This is a genomic window from Pseudomonas sp. MDT1-85, assembly GCF_054898065.1.
Genome location: NZ_CM142715.1, coordinates 1,941,578 through 1,960,818 on the forward strand (window position 1 = coordinate 1,941,578; position 19,241 = coordinate 1,960,818).

The window sequence follows — 19,241 nt, forward strand, 5'->3', positions numbered from 1 at the left end:
CCTGAGCGGCACGTGCGTTTTTCCCCCTCGTTATCGGATCTCTGTGGCCTGTCGATCAGGGCGGCGGCGCTGCGCCTTGGCGCTCCGACCATCACAGCGCTCAAGGGAACTGTTTCACCTGCTCAAACTGACAAGTAATCGCGCTCGCGCTATCAGAGAGGGATAACTCCGGAGTGCCTGGCGTTTCTGCGTAGTTTCCGACACACACACAAGGAAGATGTAATGGCAGTTATAAATGGCACCAACGCGGCAGATACCCTAGTGGGTACCGCAGGTGATGATCAGATACGGGCATATGCCGGCGATGATGTGTTGAATGGCGGCGCTGGCAATGATGTGTTGATGGGCGGTGAAGGCGCTGACCAGATTAATGGTGGGGCGGGGATCGACATCGCCAGTTACGAGGATGTGACTAACGTCATTTCGGTGACACTCAACCTCAAGACCGGCGTGCACACTGGTTCTGCCAAAGGCGATACGTTCACCGATATTGAAGTGTTCCGAGGCACGAACTGGGCTGACACTTTCATCAGCGGTGCTGCCGCCGACACCTTTGACGGCCTCCAGGGTAACGATGTTCTGGACTACTCGACGTCGGCCCAGGCCATCAGCATTACTTCGGCTGTTGGCGGCGCAGGCACCGGCTCCGGTGGCGATGCCCAAGGTGACTCGTTCACCAACGTCGAAACCATCGTCGGCTCGGCGTTCAACGACACATTCACCCTCACTGGCGGTGGTTTGTCCCTCAATGGTGGTGCAGGCAATGATGTCTACGTCATCAACGGGAATACCAACGCCAGCATCATCGAAGCCGTCGGTGGCGGTGATGACGAAGTTCGCACGACGCAAAACACATCGTATCTGGCGACAAACGTCGAGCGGCTGACCTTCACCGGTACGGGTAACTTCAAGGGCGTTGGCAATGCCGGCGACAACATCATTACCGGCGGCGCGGGTGACGATGTGTTGTCCGGTGGTGCAGGTGCCGATCAGTTGATTGGCGGTGCGGGTTTCGATATCGCCAGTTATGACGAAGTGGTGAATGGCATTGGCGTTACGCTGAACCTCAAGACCGGCGTAAACACCAGCATCGCCTTGGGTGACACCTATTCCGGGATTGAGCTCTACAAAGGCACAAACTACAGCGATACCTTCGTCAGCGGCGCGGCTGCCAATACGTTCGATGGCCTTCAGGGCAACGATACCTTGAGTTACTCGACGTCAGATCAAGCCATCAACATTTTGTCCGCCGTCGGGGGCGCCGGTACGGGCACTGGTGGCGACGCGCAGGGCGATTCCTTCACCAACGTGGAAACCATCGTCGGCTCGGCGTTCAACGACACATTCACCCTCACTGGCGGTGGTTTGTCCCTCAATGGTGGTGCAGGCAATGATGTCTACGTCATCAACGGGAATACCAACGCCAGCATCATCGAAGCCGTTGGTGGCGGTGATGACGAAGTTCGCACGACGCAAAACACTGCGTATCTGGCGGCAAACGTCGAGCGGCTGACCTTCACCGGTACGGGTAACTTCAAGGGCGTTGGCAATGCCGGCGACAACACCATTACCGGCGGCGCGGGTGACGATGTGTTGTCCGGTGGTGCAGGTGCCGATCAGTTGATTGGCGGTGCGGGTTTCGATATCGCCAGTTATGACGAAGTGGTGAATGGCATTGGCGTTACGCTGAACCTCAAGACCGGCGTAAACACCAGCATCGCCTTGGGTGACACCTATTCCGGGATTGAGCTCTACAAAGGCACAAACTACAGCGATACCTTCGTCAGCGGTGCGGCTGCCGACAGCTTCGATGGTCTTCAGGGGGGGGATACGCTGGATTACTCGACCTCTGCCCAGGCCATCAGCATTCTGTCCTCGACTGTTGGTGCAGGCACGGGCACCGGCGGCGACGCCCAGGGCGACTCGTTCAGCAACGTGGAAACCGTTGTCGGCACGTCGTTCAACGATACGTTCACGCTTAATGGCGGCGGACTGGCGCTCAATGGTGCCGCAGGCAATGATGTCTACATCATCAACGGCTATTTCAACGGCGCTATCATCGAGGCTGCCGGCGGTGGTATTGATGAATTGTTGACCAACCAGGCCGACATGACGCTGGCAGCCAATGTCGAGCGTCTGACATACACCGGCATGGGCAACTTCACCGGCCGTGGTAATGCCGGTGATAACGTCATTACCGGCGGTGTCGGTAATGATGTGTTCATCGGCGGCGCAGGTGCAGACCAATTCATCGGTGGCGCGGGCACCGACACCGTCAGTTATGAAGATGAAAAAACCGGTGTCGGTGTGACGCTTAATCTGAAGACCGGTGTGCACACTGGCTTGGCGCTGGGGGATACCTTCGATAGCATCGAGTCGATTCGCGGCTCGGCCTTCGGCGACACCTTCATTGCCAGCACTGGTGCCGACACCCTGGATGGCGCGGGTGGTATCGACAAGCTCGATTACTCCGGTTCTGCGCAGGGCGTCAATATTTCCGTCACCAATAGCGCCGGCACGGGTCTTGGCGGGGACGCGCAAGGCGACCAATTCAGCAATATGGAATGGATCATCGGCTCGGCTTCCGCCGACCGGTTTAGCGTGACTGCGGGAACGACCACCATCACCGGTGGGGATGGCAACGATGTCTACATCGTCGACGGCACGGGTGTTCTCAATGCCATTGAAGTGGCTGGCGGCGGCGATGACGAGGTGCGGACCAGTCAAGTCGGGGCAGTCCTGAAAGCTGACATCGAACGGCTGACCTACACCGGCAGCTCCAACTTCACCGGGTGGGGAAACGCCGGTGATAACATCATCACCGGTGGTACGGGTAATGATGTGCTCGTCGGCGGCGGGGGTGCCGATCAACTCATCGGCGGTGCCGGTATCGACACCGTCAGCTATGAGGACGATGCCACCCGTGCCGGGGTAACGGTCAATTTGAAGACTGGGGTGCACACTGGGATCGCGGCCGGAGATACATTCTCCGGTATAGAAGCTTTCCGTGGTTCAGCCTATGGCGATACGTTCGTTGCCAGTGTTGCGGTCGATACCCTTGATGGCGCCAGCGGCATCGACACGCTGGATTACTCCGGTTCTGCGCAGGCGGTTATCATGTCCGTCACCAATGGTGGCGGAGTTGGCGTGGGGGGCGATGCGCAGGGCGATGTGTTCAGCAACTTCGAGCACATTGTCGGTACGGCTCAGAACGACCAGTTTACCGTTGCCGCCGGCTCGATGACCTTCGCCGGCGGTGCGGGCAACGATATATACACTGTGAACGGTACAGGCATCCTGAACGTCATCGAAACCGCCGACGGCGGCGATGACGAAGTGCGCACCAGCCAGACCAGTGGCACGTTGAGTGCCGGTGTGGAGCGCCTGACCTATACCGGTGTCGGCATTGGTAACTTCACCGGTCGGGGCAATGCCAGCGACAACATCATTACCGGCGGCAGCGGTAATGACCTGCTCATGGGCGGTGGCGGTGCGGATCAATTGATCGGAGGTGCGGGCACCGACACCGTCAGTTATGAAGACGAATACACCGGCACAGGCGTGACGCTGAACCTCAAGACCGGTGTACACACCGGAATTGCGGCCGGCGACTCCTATTCCGGAATCGAAGCATTCCGTGGCTCGTCCTACGGCGATACCTTCGTTGCAAGTGCCCAGGCCGATGTCCTTGACGGTGCGGGTGGCATCGACAAGCTCGATTACTCCAGTTCTGCCCAGGCGATAGTCATGACGGTTGCCAACAACGGTGGCACGGGTGTCGGTGGCGATGCACAAGGCGACGTGTTCAGTAACTTCGAGAACATCAGCGGAACTGCCTTCGACGATCAGTTCACGGTCACTGCCGCAACCATGACCTTCAGCGGAGGCTTGGGCAACGACATCTATATCGCCAACGGAACCGGTGCAGTTCTGGTGAATGAACTGGCAGGTGAAGGGGACGACGAGGTACGCACCAATCAGGTCAGCTACACCTTGAACGCGGAAGTGGAGCGTCTGACTTATACCGGCACTGGTAACTTCACCGGCCGGGGCAACGCGGGTGACAACATCATCACTGGCGGTGCGGGCAATGACACTCTGTTCGGTGGCGCGGGTGCAGATCAACTGATAGGCGGTGCAGGTTTTGATATCGCCAGTTATGCCGACAGCGGCTCGGTGCTCATCAGTACCAAAGTCGGCGTTGCCGGAGGCGGATCGGCCGCAGGGGATATCTACAGCGGAATCGAGCAGATCAACGGATCCAACGCTGGCGATATCTTTGTTGGCGGTGCTGGCGCGGATCGCTTCGATGGCGGCTCAGGTGTCGATTTCCTGAGTTTTGCCTATGAAAGTTCAGGCGTCACCCTGGATTTGAGTGCTTCGCTATTGACTGGCGTGGCAGCTGGCGACGTATACACCTCTATCGAAGCCTTCCAGGGTTCGAGCTATGCGGACGTCTTCACCGGCAGTCTCGGTTCGAAAGAAAGTTTTGTCGGCGGCGGTGGTGCGGATGTCCTGTTCGGCGTGGGGCGCGGCGATGCCGCGTGGTACGTCAACAGTTCTGCCGGGGTGCAGATCAATCTGTTGACCGGTGCTGGCAGCGGCGGCGATGCCGAGGGTGATGTGCTGACGAACATCGATAACCTGGTCGGATCCGCGTTCAACGACACGTTGATCGGTAATGCAATGGCCAACATGATCGAGGGGGGCGATGGTAACGACATCATCGATGGTGGTGACGGCAATGACATCCTGTACGGCAACAGCTTCACCGATACCGGCGCGCTGACAGGCGTGGCATCCACCGCAACCCAGACAGACATCATTCATGGCGGCAATGGTGATGACTACATCATCGGTTCCGTGCGTGATGCCGGCTCCATGTTCTTCGGCGATGCTGGCGATGACCACATCACCATACTGTCCGGTATTGCAGATGGCGGCGACGGGAACGATGAAATCATCGCAATCGGTCAAGGTTATGACCTGCGTGGTGGGGCGGGTAACGACAAGCTGTACATGAGCGCCTCGGGCGATGGAAATGGTGGAGAAGGAAGCGATCAGTACTTCGTTGCCTCCAAAACCATGGTGGCGATTTTCGATGACGGTATTTCGGGTAATGACATTGTCACTCTGAGGAACATTCAGACGTTCAGTGACGTCGTACTCAAAACCAACGATCTGGGTGTCTACATCTTCAATAAAGCCGACTTCCAGAGCGGCAACCTGAACTCCGGCGTGTTCCTCAAGGACTGGAATGCCGGCGGTAATACCATCGAGAAGTTCTACACCAACAACGGTGAGTCTTTCACCATTCCAGTGGTCGGGCAGTCGATGACTGAGTCCTTGATGGGCTGATGGAGACTGCAACGGAAAAACGGCGAAACCTGCAATACAGGTTTCGCCGTTTTTTGCTTCGCTGTTTATTCAGTGCAAAAGAAAACCCCCGACAAACCAGAGGTCTGTCAGGGGTTTCTTGTTCAGGCGTATCGCAACGCCTGACTCAGCTCAGTTTATTGGCAAGCTTCGCAATCCGGCTCGTCGATGGCGCACGCCTTCGGCACTGGTGCCGGACCTGCTGGAGCAGCCAGAACCGAATCGTCACCGTGGTTGCCGCCGCTGGAAACAGCGTTCAGCTTACCGGTGTTGATGGTCGACTTCTCGGTGCTGGTCGCGGCCAGGGCGCGGAGGTAGTAGGTGGTTTTCAGGCCACGGTACCAGGCCATGCGGTAGGTCACGTCCAGCTTCTTGCCCGAAGCACCGGCGATGTACAGGTTCAGCGATTGAGCCTGGTCGATCCACTTCTGACGACGGCTGGCCGCGTCAACGATCCACTTGGTGTCCACTTCGAACGCAGTCGCGTAGAGCTCTTTGAGTTCTTGCGGGATGCGCTCGATCTGCTGCACCGAACCGTCGTAGTACTTCAGGTCGTTGATCATGACCGAGTCCCACAGACCGCGAGCCTTGAGGTCGCGAACCAGGTACGGGTTGATCACGGTGAATTCGCCCGACAGGTTCGATTTCACATAAAGGTTCTGATAAGTCGGTTCGATCGACTGCGACACGCCAGTGATGTTGGCGATGGTCGCGGTCGGTGCGATGGCCATGATGTTGGAGTTACGAATGCCTTTCTGCACACGGGCGCGAACCGGTGCCCAGTCCAGGGTTTCGTTCAGGTCAACGTCGATGTACTGCTGGCCACGCTGCTCGATCAGGATCTGTTGCGAATCCAGCGGCAGGATGCCTTTGGACCACAGCGAACCCTGGAACGTCTCGTAAGCGCCGCGCTCGTCGGCCAGGTCGCAGGACGCCTGGATCGCGTAGTAGCTGACGGCTTCCATCGACTTGTCGGCGAACTCGACGGCAGCGTCGGAACCGTAAGGGATGTGCTGCAGGTACAAGGCGTCCTGGAAGCCCATGATGCCCAGACCGACCGGACGGTGCTTGAAGTTGGAGTTCTTCGCTTGTGGCACCGAGTAGTAGTTGATGTCGATAACGTTATCGAGCATGCGAACGGCGGTGTTCACGGTGCGTTCCAGCTTGGCGGTGTCCAGCTTGCCGTTGGTGATGTGGTTCGGCAGGTTGATCGAACCCAGGTTGCAAACGGCGATCTCGTCCTTGTTGGTGTTCAAGGTGATCTCGGTGCACAGGTTCGAGCTGTGAACCACGCCCACGTGCTGCTGCGGGCTGCGCAGGTTGCACGGGTCTTTGAAGGTCAGCCATGGGTGGCCGGTTTCAAACAGCATGGACAGCATTTTGCGCCACAGGTCTTTGGCCTGAATGGTCTTGAACAGCTTGATCTTGCCCGGGTACTGGGACAGGGCTTCGTAGTACTCGTAACGCTCTTCGAAGGCCTTGCCGGTCAGGTCGTGCAGGTCTGGAACTTCGGATGGCGAGAACAGGGTCCACGGGCCGTCATCGAAGACGCGCTTCATGAACAGGTCAGGGATCCAGTTGGCGGTGTTCATGTCGTGGGTACGACGGCGGTCATCACCAGTGTTCTTGCGCAGCTCGATGAACTCCTCGATGTCCATGTGCCAGGTTTCCAGGTAGGCACACACAGCGCCTTTGCGCTTGCCACCCTGGTTAACGGCGACGGCGGTGTCGTTCACTACTTTCAGGAACGGTACAACGCCCTGTGATTTGCCGTTGGTGCCCTTGATGTACGAGCCCAGCGCACGAACCGGCGTCCAGTCGTTGCCCAGGCCGCCAGCGAATTTCGACAACATGGCGTTGTCGTGGATCGCGTGATAAATGCCCGACAGGTCATCCGGCACGGTGGTCAGGTAGCAACTCGACAGCTGTGGACGCAGGGTACCGGCGTTGAACAAGGTCGGGGTCGAGGACATGTAGTCGAAGGACGACAACAGGTTGTAGAACTCGATCGCACGGTCTTCTTTGTTCTTCTCTTCGATTGCCAGGCCCATGGCCACGCGCATGAAGAAAATCTGCGGCAGTTCGAAGCGGATACCGTCCTTGTGGATGAAGTAACGGTCGTACAGGGTTTGCAGGCCCAGGTACGTGAACTGCTGATCGCGCTCGTGGTTGATTGCCTTGCCGAGTTTTTCCAGGTCGAAAGTCGCCAGAACCGGGTTCAGCAATTCGAATTCGATACCTTTGGCGATGTATGCAGGCAGCGCCTTGGCGTACAGGTCGACCATTTCGTGGTGGGTCGCGCTCTCGGCGACGCCCAGGAAGTTCAGGCCTTCGGCACGCAGGGTGTCCATCAGCAGGCGGGCGGTCACGAACGAGTAGTTCGGCTCACGCTCGACCAGCGTACGGGCGGTCATCACCAGGGCGGTGTTGACGTCGGTCAGGGCCACGCCGTCGTACAGGTTCTTCAGGGTTTCGCGCTGGATCAGGTCGCCGTCGACTTCTTCCAGGCCTTCGCACGCTTCGGTGACGATGGTGTTCAGGCGACCCATGTCCAGAGGTGCAAGGCTGCCATCGGCGCGGGTGATGCGGATCGACGGATGAGCGTTGACTGCTTCTTCGGCCGGTGCGTGGGCGGCGCGTTCTTTCGAGCGACCGTCACGATAGATCACGTAGTCGCGGGCCACTTTCTGCTCGCCGGCACGCATCAGGGCCAGTTCGACCTGGTCCTGGATTTCTTCGATGTGGATGGTGCCGCCCGATGGCATGCGACGCTTGAAGGTCGCGGTGACTTGTTCAGTCAGGCGGGCAACGGTGTCGTGGATGCGCGACGAAGCGGCAGCGGTGCCGCCTTCAACTGCAAGAAACGCTTTGGTGATGGCGACGGTGATTTTGTCATCGGTGTAAGGAACGACAGTCCCGTTACGCTTGATCACGCGCAGTTGGCCAGGCGCGGTGGCGGACAGATCCGAATTCGAATCAGCGGCCTGCGGCAAGGTGCCCTGCGGGTTCTCGCGAGTTGTGTCGGTTTGCATGGGGGGTTGTCTCCACATTCTCTATGTTTGTTTGGGCACCATCACGGTGCCCACCGTTCTGTCCTGAAGCACTACAACCGACGGGCGTCGGGCATAACAACTTCGGGACAGTAGGAAAAAGGCTAATGAGGCCGCTTCCTTGCCGAAGTCTTGGCTGCGAGCTGGGCTCGAAGCCGGATTCCTTTCAGGGTGACAGTAATGACTGCAACACCCGTACCGTTGTGGCCGTTCAGGCCTGAAAAAACGGTGCCATCCGCGCATGCGGTTTGGGCTTGTAAAATCACGCTTGGTTCAACCATAAACAGGCAATAAAGCACTTGAGTTTCTGGTCTGAAATGTGGTTGGGCTTTTAAGTCAAAACCCTACATGTAGGGTTTTTTTGGCGCCGTGCTACAAGATAATGCGTTTTGGGGGGGGATTGCAACGTACTGCCTGTGGATAAACCTGTGCGTAAATTGTGGGTGAAAGGTGGAACGAGCGTGTAAGCCGCGACGCTGCTGGAGCGGACAATTTTTCATCGATTTTCAATGATCGAAAACGCCCGGCCGGATTTTTAAGGGCGCGAACCCTATCACAAAAAACCGTTGTGTCCGAACGCATTTACCCGCTTGTGTTCCAGACGTGCGCCGTTTATACAATCGGCCAATGCAGATGCATTCTTATCCTCCCCAATCATTACAAAAATACGGGCGGATCCTTCCCTTTAAAGTGATGTTGGCAAGCAGAGGTCACCGTGGAGCAAGAAGTCTGGCAGGTATTGATTGTCGAGGACGACCAGCGTCTGGCCGAACTGACCCGCGACTACCTGGAAGCCAATGGCTTGCGCGTGTCGATCGAGGGCAACGGCGCCCTCGCCGCGGCGCGCATCATCAAGGAGAAACCGGACCTGGTGATCCTCGACCTGATGCTCCCGGGCGAAGATGGTCTGAGCATTTGCCGCAAGGTTCGCGACAAGTATGACGGCCCGATCCTGATGCTCACCGCGCGCACCGATGACACCGATCAGATCCTCGGCCTCGACCTCGGCGCGGATGACTACGTCTGCAAACCCGTTCGCCCACGCCTGCTGCTGGCGCGCATCCAGGCTTTATTGCGGCGTAGCGAAGCGCCTGAAGCCGCCCCGGAAAAACAACGGCGTCTACAGTTCGGCCCGCTGGTGGTGGACAACGCCTTGCGCGAGGCCTGGTTGCATGACAAAGGCATCGAATTGACCAGCGCCGAGTTCGATTTGCTCTGGCTGCTGGTGGCCAACGCCGGGCGTATTCTGTCTCGCGAAGAAATTTTCACCGCGCTGCGCGGTATCGGTTATGACGGCCAGGACCGTTCCATTGATGTGCGCATTTCGCGCATCCGGCCGAAGATCGGCGATGACCCGGAGCATCCACGGCTGATCAAAACCATTCGCAGCAAAGGCTATCTGTTCGTTCCGGAAGCCTGCACCCTGTGAACTCTATCTTCCTGCGCATCTACGGCGGCATGTGCGCGGCGCTGATTCTGGTGGCCGTGCTTGGTGTGCTGGCCTTGCACCTGCTTAATCAGGTGCGCAGCGAGCAATACCGTGAGCGCCTGGCCCACGGCACGTTCTCGTTGATGGCCAATAACCTGCAACCGATGAACGAAACCGAACGCCACCGGGCCTTGCTGGTGTGGGAGCGCTTGCTCGGCATTCCATTGGCGCTGAAGACATTCCCCCAGACCGGTCTCGACCTGACCCAGCGCACCCGCGTGCTGCGCGGCCAGGCACTGGTGGAGCAGACCGGGCCGCACGCGGCGAAGGTTTATCGCTTGGTCAGCGACAAGGAGCAACTGGTGCTCACGGGGGAAGTTCAGCAGATCAGCGAGCAACTGGCGCGGGCGACCATTTATCTGCTGGCCGATGAACTGGTGCGCTACCCGGTGGCCGAGCAGCCCAAGCGTCTGGCGCAGTTAAAGGAAGAGAAGGGATTCGGTTTCGATCTGCGGCTGGTGACGATCGATCAGGCCGACATGGACGAAGACCAGAGTCGCCGCGTATCCGAAGGCGACACGGTGATGGCGCTGGGCAAGGGCGGCGATTCGATCCGGGTGTTTGCCGGCATGGTCGGTACGCCGTGGGTGCTGGAAATCGGCCCGCTGTATCAAATGAATCCGTACCCGCCCGAGTGGCTGGTGCTGATCGCGGCGCTTGGTCTGAGCCTGATCGGTTTGATTGTCTATCTGTTGGTGCGTCAGCTGGAGCGCCGTTTGCGCGGGCTGGAAGCCGCCGCCACGCGCATCGCCAAAGGCAGCCTGGAAACCCGCGTACCGGCACGCGGCGCGGACTCGGTGGGGCGCCTGGCGTCGGCGTTCAACGGCATGGCCGAGCACTTGCAGCAATTGTTGGCGATTCAGCGAGAACTGGTGCGTGCCGTGTCCCATGAACTGCGCACGCCGGTCGCGCGTTTGCGTTTTGGCCTGGAGATGATTGGCTCCGCCACCACGCCTGAGGCGCTGGAGAAATACCGCGAAGGGATGGACCACGACATCGAGGACCTCGATCGGCTGGTCGACGAGATGCTCACCTATGCGCGGCTGGAGCAAGGTTCGCCGGCGCTGAATTTCCAGCGAATCGATCTGGATGCTTTGGTCAATCAGGTGATTGAAGAATTGGCGCCACTGCGCGCCGAAGTCACGGTGCAGCGCGGCTTGTGCCTGTCGGCGGCCGATTGCGACGACGCCTGGGTCGAGGCCGAACCGCGTTACTTGCACCGGGCGTTGCAGAACCTGGTGAGCAACGCCATGCGTCACGCCCATTCCCGGGTGACCGTCAGTTATCAGGTGGGGCAGCAGCGCTGTCGGGTGGATGTCGAGGATGACGGGCCGGGCGTGCCGGAAACGGCGTGGGAGAAAATCTTCACCCCGTTCCTGCGCCTCGATGACAGCCGCACCCGCGCCTCGGGCGGGCATGGGTTGGGGTTATCGATTGTGCGACGAATCATCCATTGGCATGACGGGCGAGCGCTGATCAGCAAAAGCAAAAGCCTGGGCGGGGCCTGTTTCAGTTTGAGCTGGCCGAGGAATCAGGAGCGGCGTTGAGATCATTTGTTGCTTTTGAGGGCCTCATCGCGAGCAGGCTCGCTCCCACATTGGATCTCCTGTGAACACACATTTTGTGAACAACAGAGATCAACTGTGGGAGCGAGCCTGCTCGCGATGAGGCCCATGTGGCCGCCACAAATCCTCAGGCCTTGATACTGACCAGACTCAACAACTGCCCATCCATCACTGCAAACTGCGCCTCCAGTTCAGTGCCGCTACGCCATTCACTGGACAGGTCAGTCAGCAACCGCAACCGCACTTCACCACTCTCGTTCCACTCCAGCACTTCGGCGTGTTCGAAATAGAAGCGCTGCTGAACGATCGGGTAGAGCGCCTTGAACAGGCTTTCCTTCACCGAAAACGTCAGCGTCACCAGCATTGCCATTTGATCGTCAGCCCCGGCAGCCATGCGCTGCAACTCTGGCCCGGTGAGAATTTCCCCGGCCAGGCGTTCGGCGCGCTCCGCATCGAGCAGGTTTTCCAGGTCCATTCCCAAGCCACGCCAGTGCGCCTTGTTCGCGACAATGGCTGCGGCCCGGCCGGTGCTGTGGGTGATCGAGCCGGTGATATGCGCTGGCCATACCGGTGCGCGGTCTTCGCCGATGGCGGGGATGAAACTCAGCCCTTCCAGTTGTTGCAACGCCGCCCGAGCACAGACTCGCCCGGCGAGAAACTCGGCCTGGCGCTTGGCCACAGAACGCTGGATGCTCGCGGGCGGCTCGATGGCGCTGCGCTGGAAATCATCGCTGGCCAGTTGCCTGGTATCGAAGTGGGTACCCAACAGGACCGTATCAGGCAGCACAAACGGCAGCGGCCAATGGGCGTCGAGTGGGGTGCAGCAGGCGGGTAGGGCGGGGACGGGATTCATGACCGGCATTTTGCCGGGTTGCCTTGAGGCTGGGTAGTCCCAAGGTTCAGACCGGCGGCGCGGCCATCGCGAGCAGGCTCGCTCCCACATTGGATCTATGCCACACCGAAGATCCCCTGTGGGAGCGAGCCTGCTCGCGATGGCCGCGCCGCGGTCTACCTGATCAACCAAAGATCTTCTTGAAAAACGCCTGCATGTCCGCCCAAGACTTCTCATCCGCGACCTTGCTGTAACCAATGTCCGGCCCGCCGTGGTCGCCATGGCTCAGACGATCTGCCTCGGGATTGCTGAACCCATGCTTGGCGCCTTCGAGGGTGACGAACTTGTAGTCGGCCTTGGCCTTGTCCATTTCCGCTTTGAATGCCATCACGTTTTCCGCCGTGACCATGCTGTCCAGAGCGCCATGCTCCACCAGGATTTTCGCCTTCACGCTGCCAGGCGTCGCCGGCGTATTGGTCACCAGCGCACCGTGGAAGCTCACCACGCCTGCCAGTGGCACGCCTTGACGCGCCGCATCAAGCACCACCTTGCCGCCGAAGCAATAGCCGATGGCCGCCAGTTTGGCCGGATCTGTTTGCGGCTGTTTCTTCAGCAAGTCGAGCCCGGCCTGAAACCGCGCACTGGCCGCTGCGCTGTCCTTCAATGCAGCTTGCATGAAAGCCATGGCGTCCTTGGCGTGTTCGGTGTTCTTGCCATCGCCGAACATGTCGATCGCCAGCGCGCTGTAGCCCAGACCGGCCAGATCACGGGCGCGGCGCTTGGCGTAGTCGTTGAGGCCCCACCACTCATGCACCACCACCACGCCCGGGCGCGGGCCTTTGATGGCGTCGTCGTAGGCGTAATAGCCGATCAGCTTGTGCCGTCGGCACTTTGATAGGGGATTTCCTGGGTCTGGATGGCAGCCTGGCTGACCCCGCTCAGAGCCAGTAATACGAGGGCGAGGAACATACGCATGATCAAATCTCCTTATTAATAAACGTCCAGACAGCGTAGTCGATTTGATTCAGCTCAGGTTCAGAGTGCGTTCAGGGGCAGTACAGGGAGGGGGCAGTAACCTTGCCCCGTACCCAAAAAGCACATAGCGCATGAGGAAACTCCCCAATGACTACCTTTAAAAAACTGCTTCTGGCTTTCACCATGATGGGCGCCAGTGTGGCGGCCCACGCCGATACCACCAATTTCGCCGGCCTGACCTTTGGCCAGACCAGCGACAAGGTTAAAAAATCCAGCGCCCTGAACGACAACCTCAACCACCCGAACGCCGACGGAGTGATCGGCAAGGACAACACCTGGGGTGTGCGTCTGGGCCAGCAAGACAGCAAGGGCCGCTACTACGCCACTTATGACAACGTGTCGGGCTCGCACAATGGCATTAAACTGCGTCAGGAAAACCTGCTGGGCAGCTACGATCTGTTTTATCCGGTGGGTGGCAGCACCAAATTGTTCGGCGGTGCCACCGCCGGTTTGACCAAACTGACCCAGGAATCGCCAGGCTTCAGCCGCGACAGCGACATCGGTTACGCCATTGGCGGCCAGGTCGGTGTATTGCAGCAAGTTTCGCAAAACACCTCGGTCGAGCTGGGTTACCGTTACCTGCGCAGCAATGCCAGCACCGAGATGAGCGAGCGCGGCGGCAGCAAACAGGGTTCGCTGGACTTGACCAGCAGCGCCCAGACCTACCTGTCCGCCAACTACGCTTTCTAAAAGGCGTTTCGCGAGGGTATGCGCCGAGGTCAGTTAGTTAAGGTGCGCAAACTTGTGGGAGCGAGCCGGCTCCGGGCGGCGTTCCGACGATGACGGCGGTAAATTCAGCATCAATATTGGCTGACCCGCCGCTATCGTCGGAACGCCGCCCGGAGCCGGCTCGCTCCCACAGGTTTCGCGGCTTGACTGATGACTGGCGTTCGCCCTGTCAACCATTGAGGCGCGAAAAACTGTCCTTTGGAGATGTTGATTTGCCCAGGAGAGCGTTATGAAATTGCTGGTCGTCGAAGATGAAGCGCTGTTGCGCCATCACCTGCAAACCCGCCTGACGGATAGCGGCCACGTGGTCGAGTCCGTGGCCAATGCCGAGGAGGCGTTGTACCAGGCCGGGCAGTTCAACCATGACCTGGCGGTGATCGACCTCGGTCTGCCGGGCATGGGTGGGCTCGACCTGATTCGTCAGTTGCGTTCCCTGGGCAAAACCTTTCCGATCCTGATCCTCACCGCGCGGGGCAACTGGCAGGACAAGGTCGAAGGTCTCGCCGCCGGTGCCGACGACTACGTAGTCAAGCCGTTCCAGTTCGAAGAGCTGGACGCCCGCCTGAATGCCTTGCTGCGCCGTTCCAGCGGTTTCACCCAGTCGACCATCGTCGCTGGGCCTTTGTTGCTGGATCTCAACCGTAAACAGGCGTCCCTTGATGAACAACCGCTGGCACTCACCGCGTACGAGTACCGAATCCTCGAGTACCTGATGCGGCATCACCAGCAAGTGGTGGCCAAGGACCGCTTGATGGAGCAGCTCTACCCGGATGACGACGAACGCGATCCGAATGTGATCGAGGTATTGGTCGGCCGCTTGCGCCGCAAACTTGAAGGCCCGGCCGGCTTCAAACCGATCGATACCGTGCGTGGCCTCGGCTACCTGTTTAACGAGCGCTGCACTTGATTCGTTCCCTTCGTGTCCGATTGATGCTCGCCGCCACGGTCCTGGCGGTGTTGTTCATGCTGGCGTTGTTGCCGGCGATGCAGGGCGCGTTCAGCCTGGCGTTGCAGGAATCCATCGAGCAGCGCCTGGCGTCGGACGTCACCACGCTGATCTCCGCCGCGCGGGTGGATAACAACAGCCTGCAGATGCCGGCACAGTTGCCCGATGAGCGCTTCAACCTCACCGACAGCCGTTTGCTCGGTTACATCTATGACCGGGAAGCTCATCTGGTCTGGCGCTCGAAGGCCACCCAGGAAGAACACATCAATTACAAGCCGCGTTACGACGGGCGCGGTAACGAGTTCGCGAGAATCCGCGAAGCCAATGGTGAAGAGTTCTTCGTCTATGACGTCGAGGTCAAACTGCTGGGCGGCAAAAGTGCGGCGTTCAGCATCGTCGCGCTGCAACCGGTGCGCGAATACGAAATCACCCTTGAAGGCCTGCGGGAAAACCTTTACCTGGGCTTCGGCGCAGCCTTGCTGGTGTTGCTCGCCTTGCTGTGGATCGGCCTGACCTGGGGCTTGCAGGCGTTGCGCCGGCTCAGTCAGGAGCTGGACCAGATCGAAAGCGGCACCCGCGAAAGCCTCAGCGAACAACACCCGCGTGAATTGCTGCGCCTGACTGGCTCGCTCAACCGCTTGTTGCACAGCGAGCGTGAGCAGCGCAGCCGTTATCGCGATTCCCTCGACGACCTGGCTCACAGCCTGAAAACCCCGCTGACGGTGTTGCAAGGGGTCAGCGAAGACATGGCGCAAAAGCCGCAAGAGCGCGAGCAGGCCTGGGTACTGCAAACCCAGATCGAGCGCATGAGCCAGCAGATCGGCTATCAACTGCAACGTGCGAGCCTGCGCAAAAGCGGTCTGGTGCGACACCAGGTGCGCCTGCGCCCGGTGCTGCAAAGCCTCTGCGACACACTGGACAAGGTCTACCGCGACAAACGCGTGCGGGTCGCCTTCGACCTGCTGGAGCAGTGCTACGTGCCGATCGAGCAAGGCGCCTTGCTGGAAATGATGGGCAACCTGCTGGAAAACGCCTATCGCCTGTGCCTGAGCGAAGTGCGCATCAGCGTGCGCGAAACCCTCAGCGGGATTGAGTTGTGCGTTGAAGATGACGGGCCGGGCGTGCCACCGGAACAGCGCGCGCGGATTCTCGAGCGCGGCGAGCGGCTGGACCGTCAGCATCCGGGGCAGGGGATTGGGTTGGCGGTGGTCAAGGACATCATCGAAAGCTACAGCGCCAAGCTGACGCTGGGGGATTCTGCGATGGGCGGGGCGGCGTTCCGGATTCATTTCCCGGTGGTTTAGTGATTGGCAGGGCTGGCCTCATCGCGAGCAGGCTCGCTCCCACATTGGGTCTGTGGCGTTCACAAATACCGCATTCACAGCCAATCCCCTGTGGGAGCGAGCCTGCTCGCGATGAGGCCAGCCCAGCCAACACAAGACTCAGTGTCAGACCGCCAAACAGCACTGTTTAAACGACACTTCCAGATACTCTCCCAGGCTACACATCCTTGCGCCGTTGCCTACGACTACGCCAGAATCCGCCGGCTTGTGCGCTTTGGCCCTGATCTTTATCGTTTCCGCATCGCTGCCAATCAGCGATCGGGTTTAGCGACCCGACCAGGTATAAGCGCAACACTTCAGTCTTGCAGCAGGCGAACGTCTGCAGTTTCGATATGGCGGCTGTGCGCGGGAGACCCTCGGGTCTGCCGGGTCTTATACCTCTCGGTTCGCTAACCTGCGTACAGCCGCCACCCTTACTTGTTTAGCGACAGGTTCTGGTGGCTCCATCAGGTATAAGGAGCTTCACATGTTCAAGATCACGCCCAACCCACCGGAAACCGATCCGGCATCCCCCTACGAATCCCTCGATTCAAAAAAACTCAACGAAGCCGCCGACCGCGCCCTCGATTACTATCTCAAGCCGGTCATTCCCAAAGACACCCCGCGCAAACCCAGCACCATTTACCACGTCGGTGCCGAGGTCGATAACGAAACCCTGCTGGTCAATGCCTGTGCATCCCTGGCGTCAGCGAGCATGATGCTCAGTGAGTTCGCTGGATTGATGGACATGCCACATCGCAACATGATGTTGGGGATTCAGCAGGTGGTCATGCTTGGTGAACTGGCGGTCAACCGGGTGTTGGATAACTTCGATCCGCGAGGCTAGCCAGAAAAATCAAAAGATCGCAGCCTCGTTTCACTCGACAGCTCCTACAGGGAAATACAAAACCCATGTAGGAGCTGTCGAGTGAAACGAGGCTGCGATCTTTTGATCCTAAAGCTCCTGAGCGCGATAGGCCCCCGGCGTCAACCCCGTCCACTTCTTGAATGCCCGGTGAAACGCCGAAAGCTCGCAAAACCCCAGCTGCTCGCCATTATCTGTCGACGGTAAAACTGACCGTCCGTCCGGAAAGCACGTCAACCTGTCAGATCTGACAGTAGCCGATTCCCCCAGCCTGGTGTGTGATGAGCCTCCGTTCCCAGAGGACTGAGGATTTGCCACCTCACCAGGAGAACATGATGGATATCCAGTCCGCCGCGTTTAATGAATTGTTCGTGCTGTATCCCGTGATCATCCCAGGTTGGGTGTCCCCGGTGAAACCCGCCGACAGCGCTCACGGCGGCATTCCCAAAGCCCTTTACGATGGACAGGCCCAGGGCCTTGAATGCCTGGTCGATCCCTGGACCGAGCTGCAGCTGCGATCCTGGATTATGGCGGTCGATGATCGCGTGGACTTGTATTGCAATGGCGATCTCGTCCCAGGAGCAGGCCAGATCGTCAAGCCGGGGGAGGAACAACTGCGCCAGCGTCTGTACCTGCCGCACGGTTACCTGATGCATGGCGTCAACCGTCTGCATTATGTGGTCACCCGTGTCGGGGGGAACTCCGAAATCTCTCGGGATCTGCTGGTGCTGTACCACCTGCGGCCTGCGGACAACCTGAATCTGGTGATCCCGGCCGACGTGCTCAGGAATGGCGTCAGCGCCGAACGGGCGGCGCAAGGGGTGGCGTTCGGGTTCACCTATGCCAACCGGCGCAACCATGACCGCATCGAATTTTTGTTGGGCGACACCCAGGTCAGGTTCGACGTCCCCGACGGCACAGCGCCGATCACCCACACACTGTTCACCGACACGTTCCAGAAGGCGGGCAACAACCCGAGTACGGTGGCCGAATTTTATGTTGTCGACCAGTTGGGCAACCGGGCCAAATCCACGGAGAAGCGGCTGGACATTCACCTTGACCGCGTCGAACTCGAGGAGGCGATCCTTCGAGAGATCCTGACCGAGAACAATGACGATCCAGCCCTCGTCGATCTCGCCAAGTTGAGCGGCGGGCCATTGTGGGCTTTGATCCATCTGGTCGAGAAGATCTGGAGCGTGGGGGATGAGATCCATCTGACGTTCACTGCCCTGGTGAATGGCAGCCCAGTCGCCAGCCATGAAGCCACGTTGCCGATCACGCAGGTGCCGGGGCAATTTTCTTGGGACATCCCTAATAGCAAGATCATTGCCGATAGTATTGTGAAGGTCAGTTACGAACAGCGCAGGGGGGGCAAAGTCATTGGTGTTTCCAAAGTGGCCGAGGCGCAAGTGATTGGGGAGATCATTTCTCCCGTTCTTTTCGAAGACTTCGAGACTTATCAGGACGGAATGCAATTTCCTGTTGGGGAAACAGTTAATTTGCCGAGTATGTCTATCACGGTGCTTCCAGGTGCTGGCCGTGCTGCAGCAATTTACGATAGGGATGAAATTCCAGGGGTCGTCAAAGGGAAACAGTTTTATGCAGTCCACAACACGTCTGGTACCACCCGATTTGATTTCAAGGTTTTCTATTCGTCCATTAGGTTTGGAACTGTTCTCTCTGGTGCGGTTGGAACTAAATTTATCTATCGTACCTACGGTGCCCAAGGAGTGCTTCTTGAGAAGCAGGAATTCAATACTGATACTGCCAAGTGGTTTACTTTGATTTTTTCCATACCTGGCATAATCCGTCTCGAAGCTGAGCATGTAACCAGTCCAGGATTCGGCACCAATTTAGTAGTAGATAATTTCCAGTTTGTTATATAGAGCTCGCATCGCGACCCCTGCTGGGGATTCATGCTCGGTGAGTCGGCAGTCAATCGGGCGCGGGATAACCTCGATCCGCAAAAATCAAAAGATCGCAGCCTGCGGCAGCTCCAGATTCGGTGTTCGCCGCAATATCACGGTCGAGA

10 protein-coding genes and 2 pseudogenes are annotated in these 19,241 nt (G+C 58.7%); 8 read left to right on the top strand and 4 right to left on the bottom strand.

The genetic code is table 11. From position 1 onward, the window contains the following. Positions 1-222 precede the first annotated feature (222 nt). A complete protein-coding gene (locus tag ACYZT2_RS08785) occupies positions 223-5,358 on the top strand; it encodes a beta strand repeat-containing protein (RefSeq protein WP_461971482.1) in 5,136 nt (1,711 codons plus the stop codon). A 155-nt stretch (positions 5,359-5,513) separates the two neighbouring features. On the opposite strand, the gene ACYZT2_RS08790 is transcribed toward ACYZT2_RS08785, so the two are convergent. Next, positions 5,514-8,408, bottom strand: a complete 2,895-nt coding sequence (locus ACYZT2_RS08790; RefSeq protein WP_461971483.1) for a ribonucleoside-diphosphate reductase subunit alpha — start codon at positions 8,406-8,408, stop codon at positions 5,514-5,516. 733 nt (positions 8,409-9,141) lie between these two features. Here ACYZT2_RS08790 and ACYZT2_RS08795 point away from each other — a divergent pair. Continuing rightward, complete coding sequence (locus ACYZT2_RS08795) at positions 9,142-9,855, top strand: response regulator (protein ID WP_052966602.1); 714 nt, start codon at positions 9,142-9,144, stop codon at positions 9,853-9,855. After that, the gene (locus ACYZT2_RS08800) at positions 9,852-11,462 is read left to right on the top strand and encodes an ATP-binding protein (protein ID WP_461971484.1); all 1,611 of its coding nucleotides are present in this window, start codon (positions 9,852-9,854) and stop codon (positions 11,460-11,462) included. The genes ACYZT2_RS08795 and ACYZT2_RS08800 overlap by 4 nt, the downstream gene beginning before the upstream one ends. Before the next feature lie 145 nt (positions 11,463-11,607). Here ACYZT2_RS08800 and ACYZT2_RS08805 read toward each other — a convergent pair whose 3' ends face one another. Both ACYZT2_RS08805 and ACYZT2_RS08810 read right to left on the bottom strand, forming a co-directional pair. Continuing rightward, positions 11,608-12,333, bottom strand: coding sequence for a 4'-phosphopantetheinyl transferase family protein (locus ACYZT2_RS08805; protein ID WP_461971485.1), 726 nt, complete (start codon positions 12,331-12,333; stop codon positions 11,608-11,610). Between the two features lie 163 nt (positions 12,334-12,496). Beyond that, positions 12,497-13,287 (bottom strand): annotated as a pseudogene (locus ACYZT2_RS08810) (dienelactone hydrolase family protein). Between the two features lie 147 nt (positions 13,288-13,434). Here ACYZT2_RS08810 and ACYZT2_RS08815 point away from each other — a divergent pair. The 4 genes from ACYZT2_RS08815 to ACYZT2_RS08830 all read left to right on the top strand — a co-directional run bounded on the left by ACYZT2_RS08815 (position 13,435) and on the right by ACYZT2_RS08830 (position 17,191). After that, positions 13,435-14,037 (top strand): hypothetical protein, encoded by a 603-nt coding sequence (locus ACYZT2_RS08815; protein WP_461971486.1) that lies wholly within the window; start codon positions 13,435-13,437, stop codon positions 14,035-14,037. A gap of 268 nt (positions 14,038-14,305) precedes the next feature. After that, positions 14,306-14,983 (top strand): response regulator, encoded by a 678-nt coding sequence (locus tag ACYZT2_RS08820; protein WP_461971488.1) that lies wholly within the window; start codon positions 14,306-14,308, stop codon positions 14,981-14,983. After that, entirely contained in the window at positions 14,980-16,326 is a 1,347-nt protein-coding gene (locus ACYZT2_RS08825; protein WP_461971489.1) for an ATP-binding protein, read from the top strand. Before ACYZT2_RS08820 ends, ACYZT2_RS08825 begins: the two co-directional genes overlap by 4 nt. Before the next feature lie 505 nt (positions 16,327-16,831). Then, complete coding sequence (locus ACYZT2_RS08830) at positions 16,832-17,191, top strand: DUF6124 family protein (RefSeq protein ID WP_461971490.1); 360 nt, start codon at positions 16,832-16,834, stop codon at positions 17,189-17,191. A gap of 108 nt (positions 17,192-17,299) precedes the next feature. On the opposite strand, the pseudogene ACYZT2_RS08835 reads toward ACYZT2_RS08830, so the two are convergent. Next, positions 17,300-17,404, bottom strand: a pseudogene (locus ACYZT2_RS08835) (helix-turn-helix domain-containing protein); the annotation flags it as partial. Between the two features lie 137 nt (positions 17,405-17,541). Between ACYZT2_RS08835 and ACYZT2_RS08840 the strand changes: the two are divergent. Continuing rightward, positions 17,542-19,095, top strand: coding sequence for a hypothetical protein (locus ACYZT2_RS08840; RefSeq protein WP_461971491.1), 1,554 nt, complete (start codon positions 17,542-17,544; stop codon positions 19,093-19,095). Positions 19,096-19,241: the final 146 nt, after the last annotated feature.

Excerpts from the sequence above, each read along its gene's own strand:
- ACYZT2_RS08785 (WP_461971482.1), top strand. The coding sequence starts at position 223 with ATGGCAGTTATAAATGGCACCAACGCGGCAGATACCCTAGTGGGTACC.
- ACYZT2_RS08790 (WP_461971483.1), bottom strand. The coding sequence starts at position 8,408 with ATGCAAACCGACACAACTCGCGAGAACCCGCAGGGCACCTTGCCGCAG.
- ACYZT2_RS08805 (WP_461971485.1), bottom strand. The coding sequence starts at position 12,333 with ATGAATCCCGTCCCCGCCCTACCCGCCTGCTGCACCCCACTCGACGCC.
- ACYZT2_RS08815 (WP_461971486.1), top strand. The coding sequence starts at position 13,435 with ATGACTACCTTTAAAAAACTGCTTCTGGCTTTCACCATGATGGGCGCC.
- ACYZT2_RS08820 (WP_461971488.1), top strand. The coding sequence starts at position 14,306 with ATGAAATTGCTGGTCGTCGAAGATGAAGCGCTGTTGCGCCATCACCTG.
- ACYZT2_RS08830 (WP_461971490.1), top strand. The coding sequence starts at position 16,832 with ATGTTCAAGATCACGCCCAACCCACCGGAAACCGATCCGGCATCCCCC.
- ACYZT2_RS08840 (WP_461971491.1), top strand. The coding sequence starts at position 17,542 with ATGATGGATATCCAGTCCGCCGCGTTTAATGAATTGTTCGTGCTGTAT.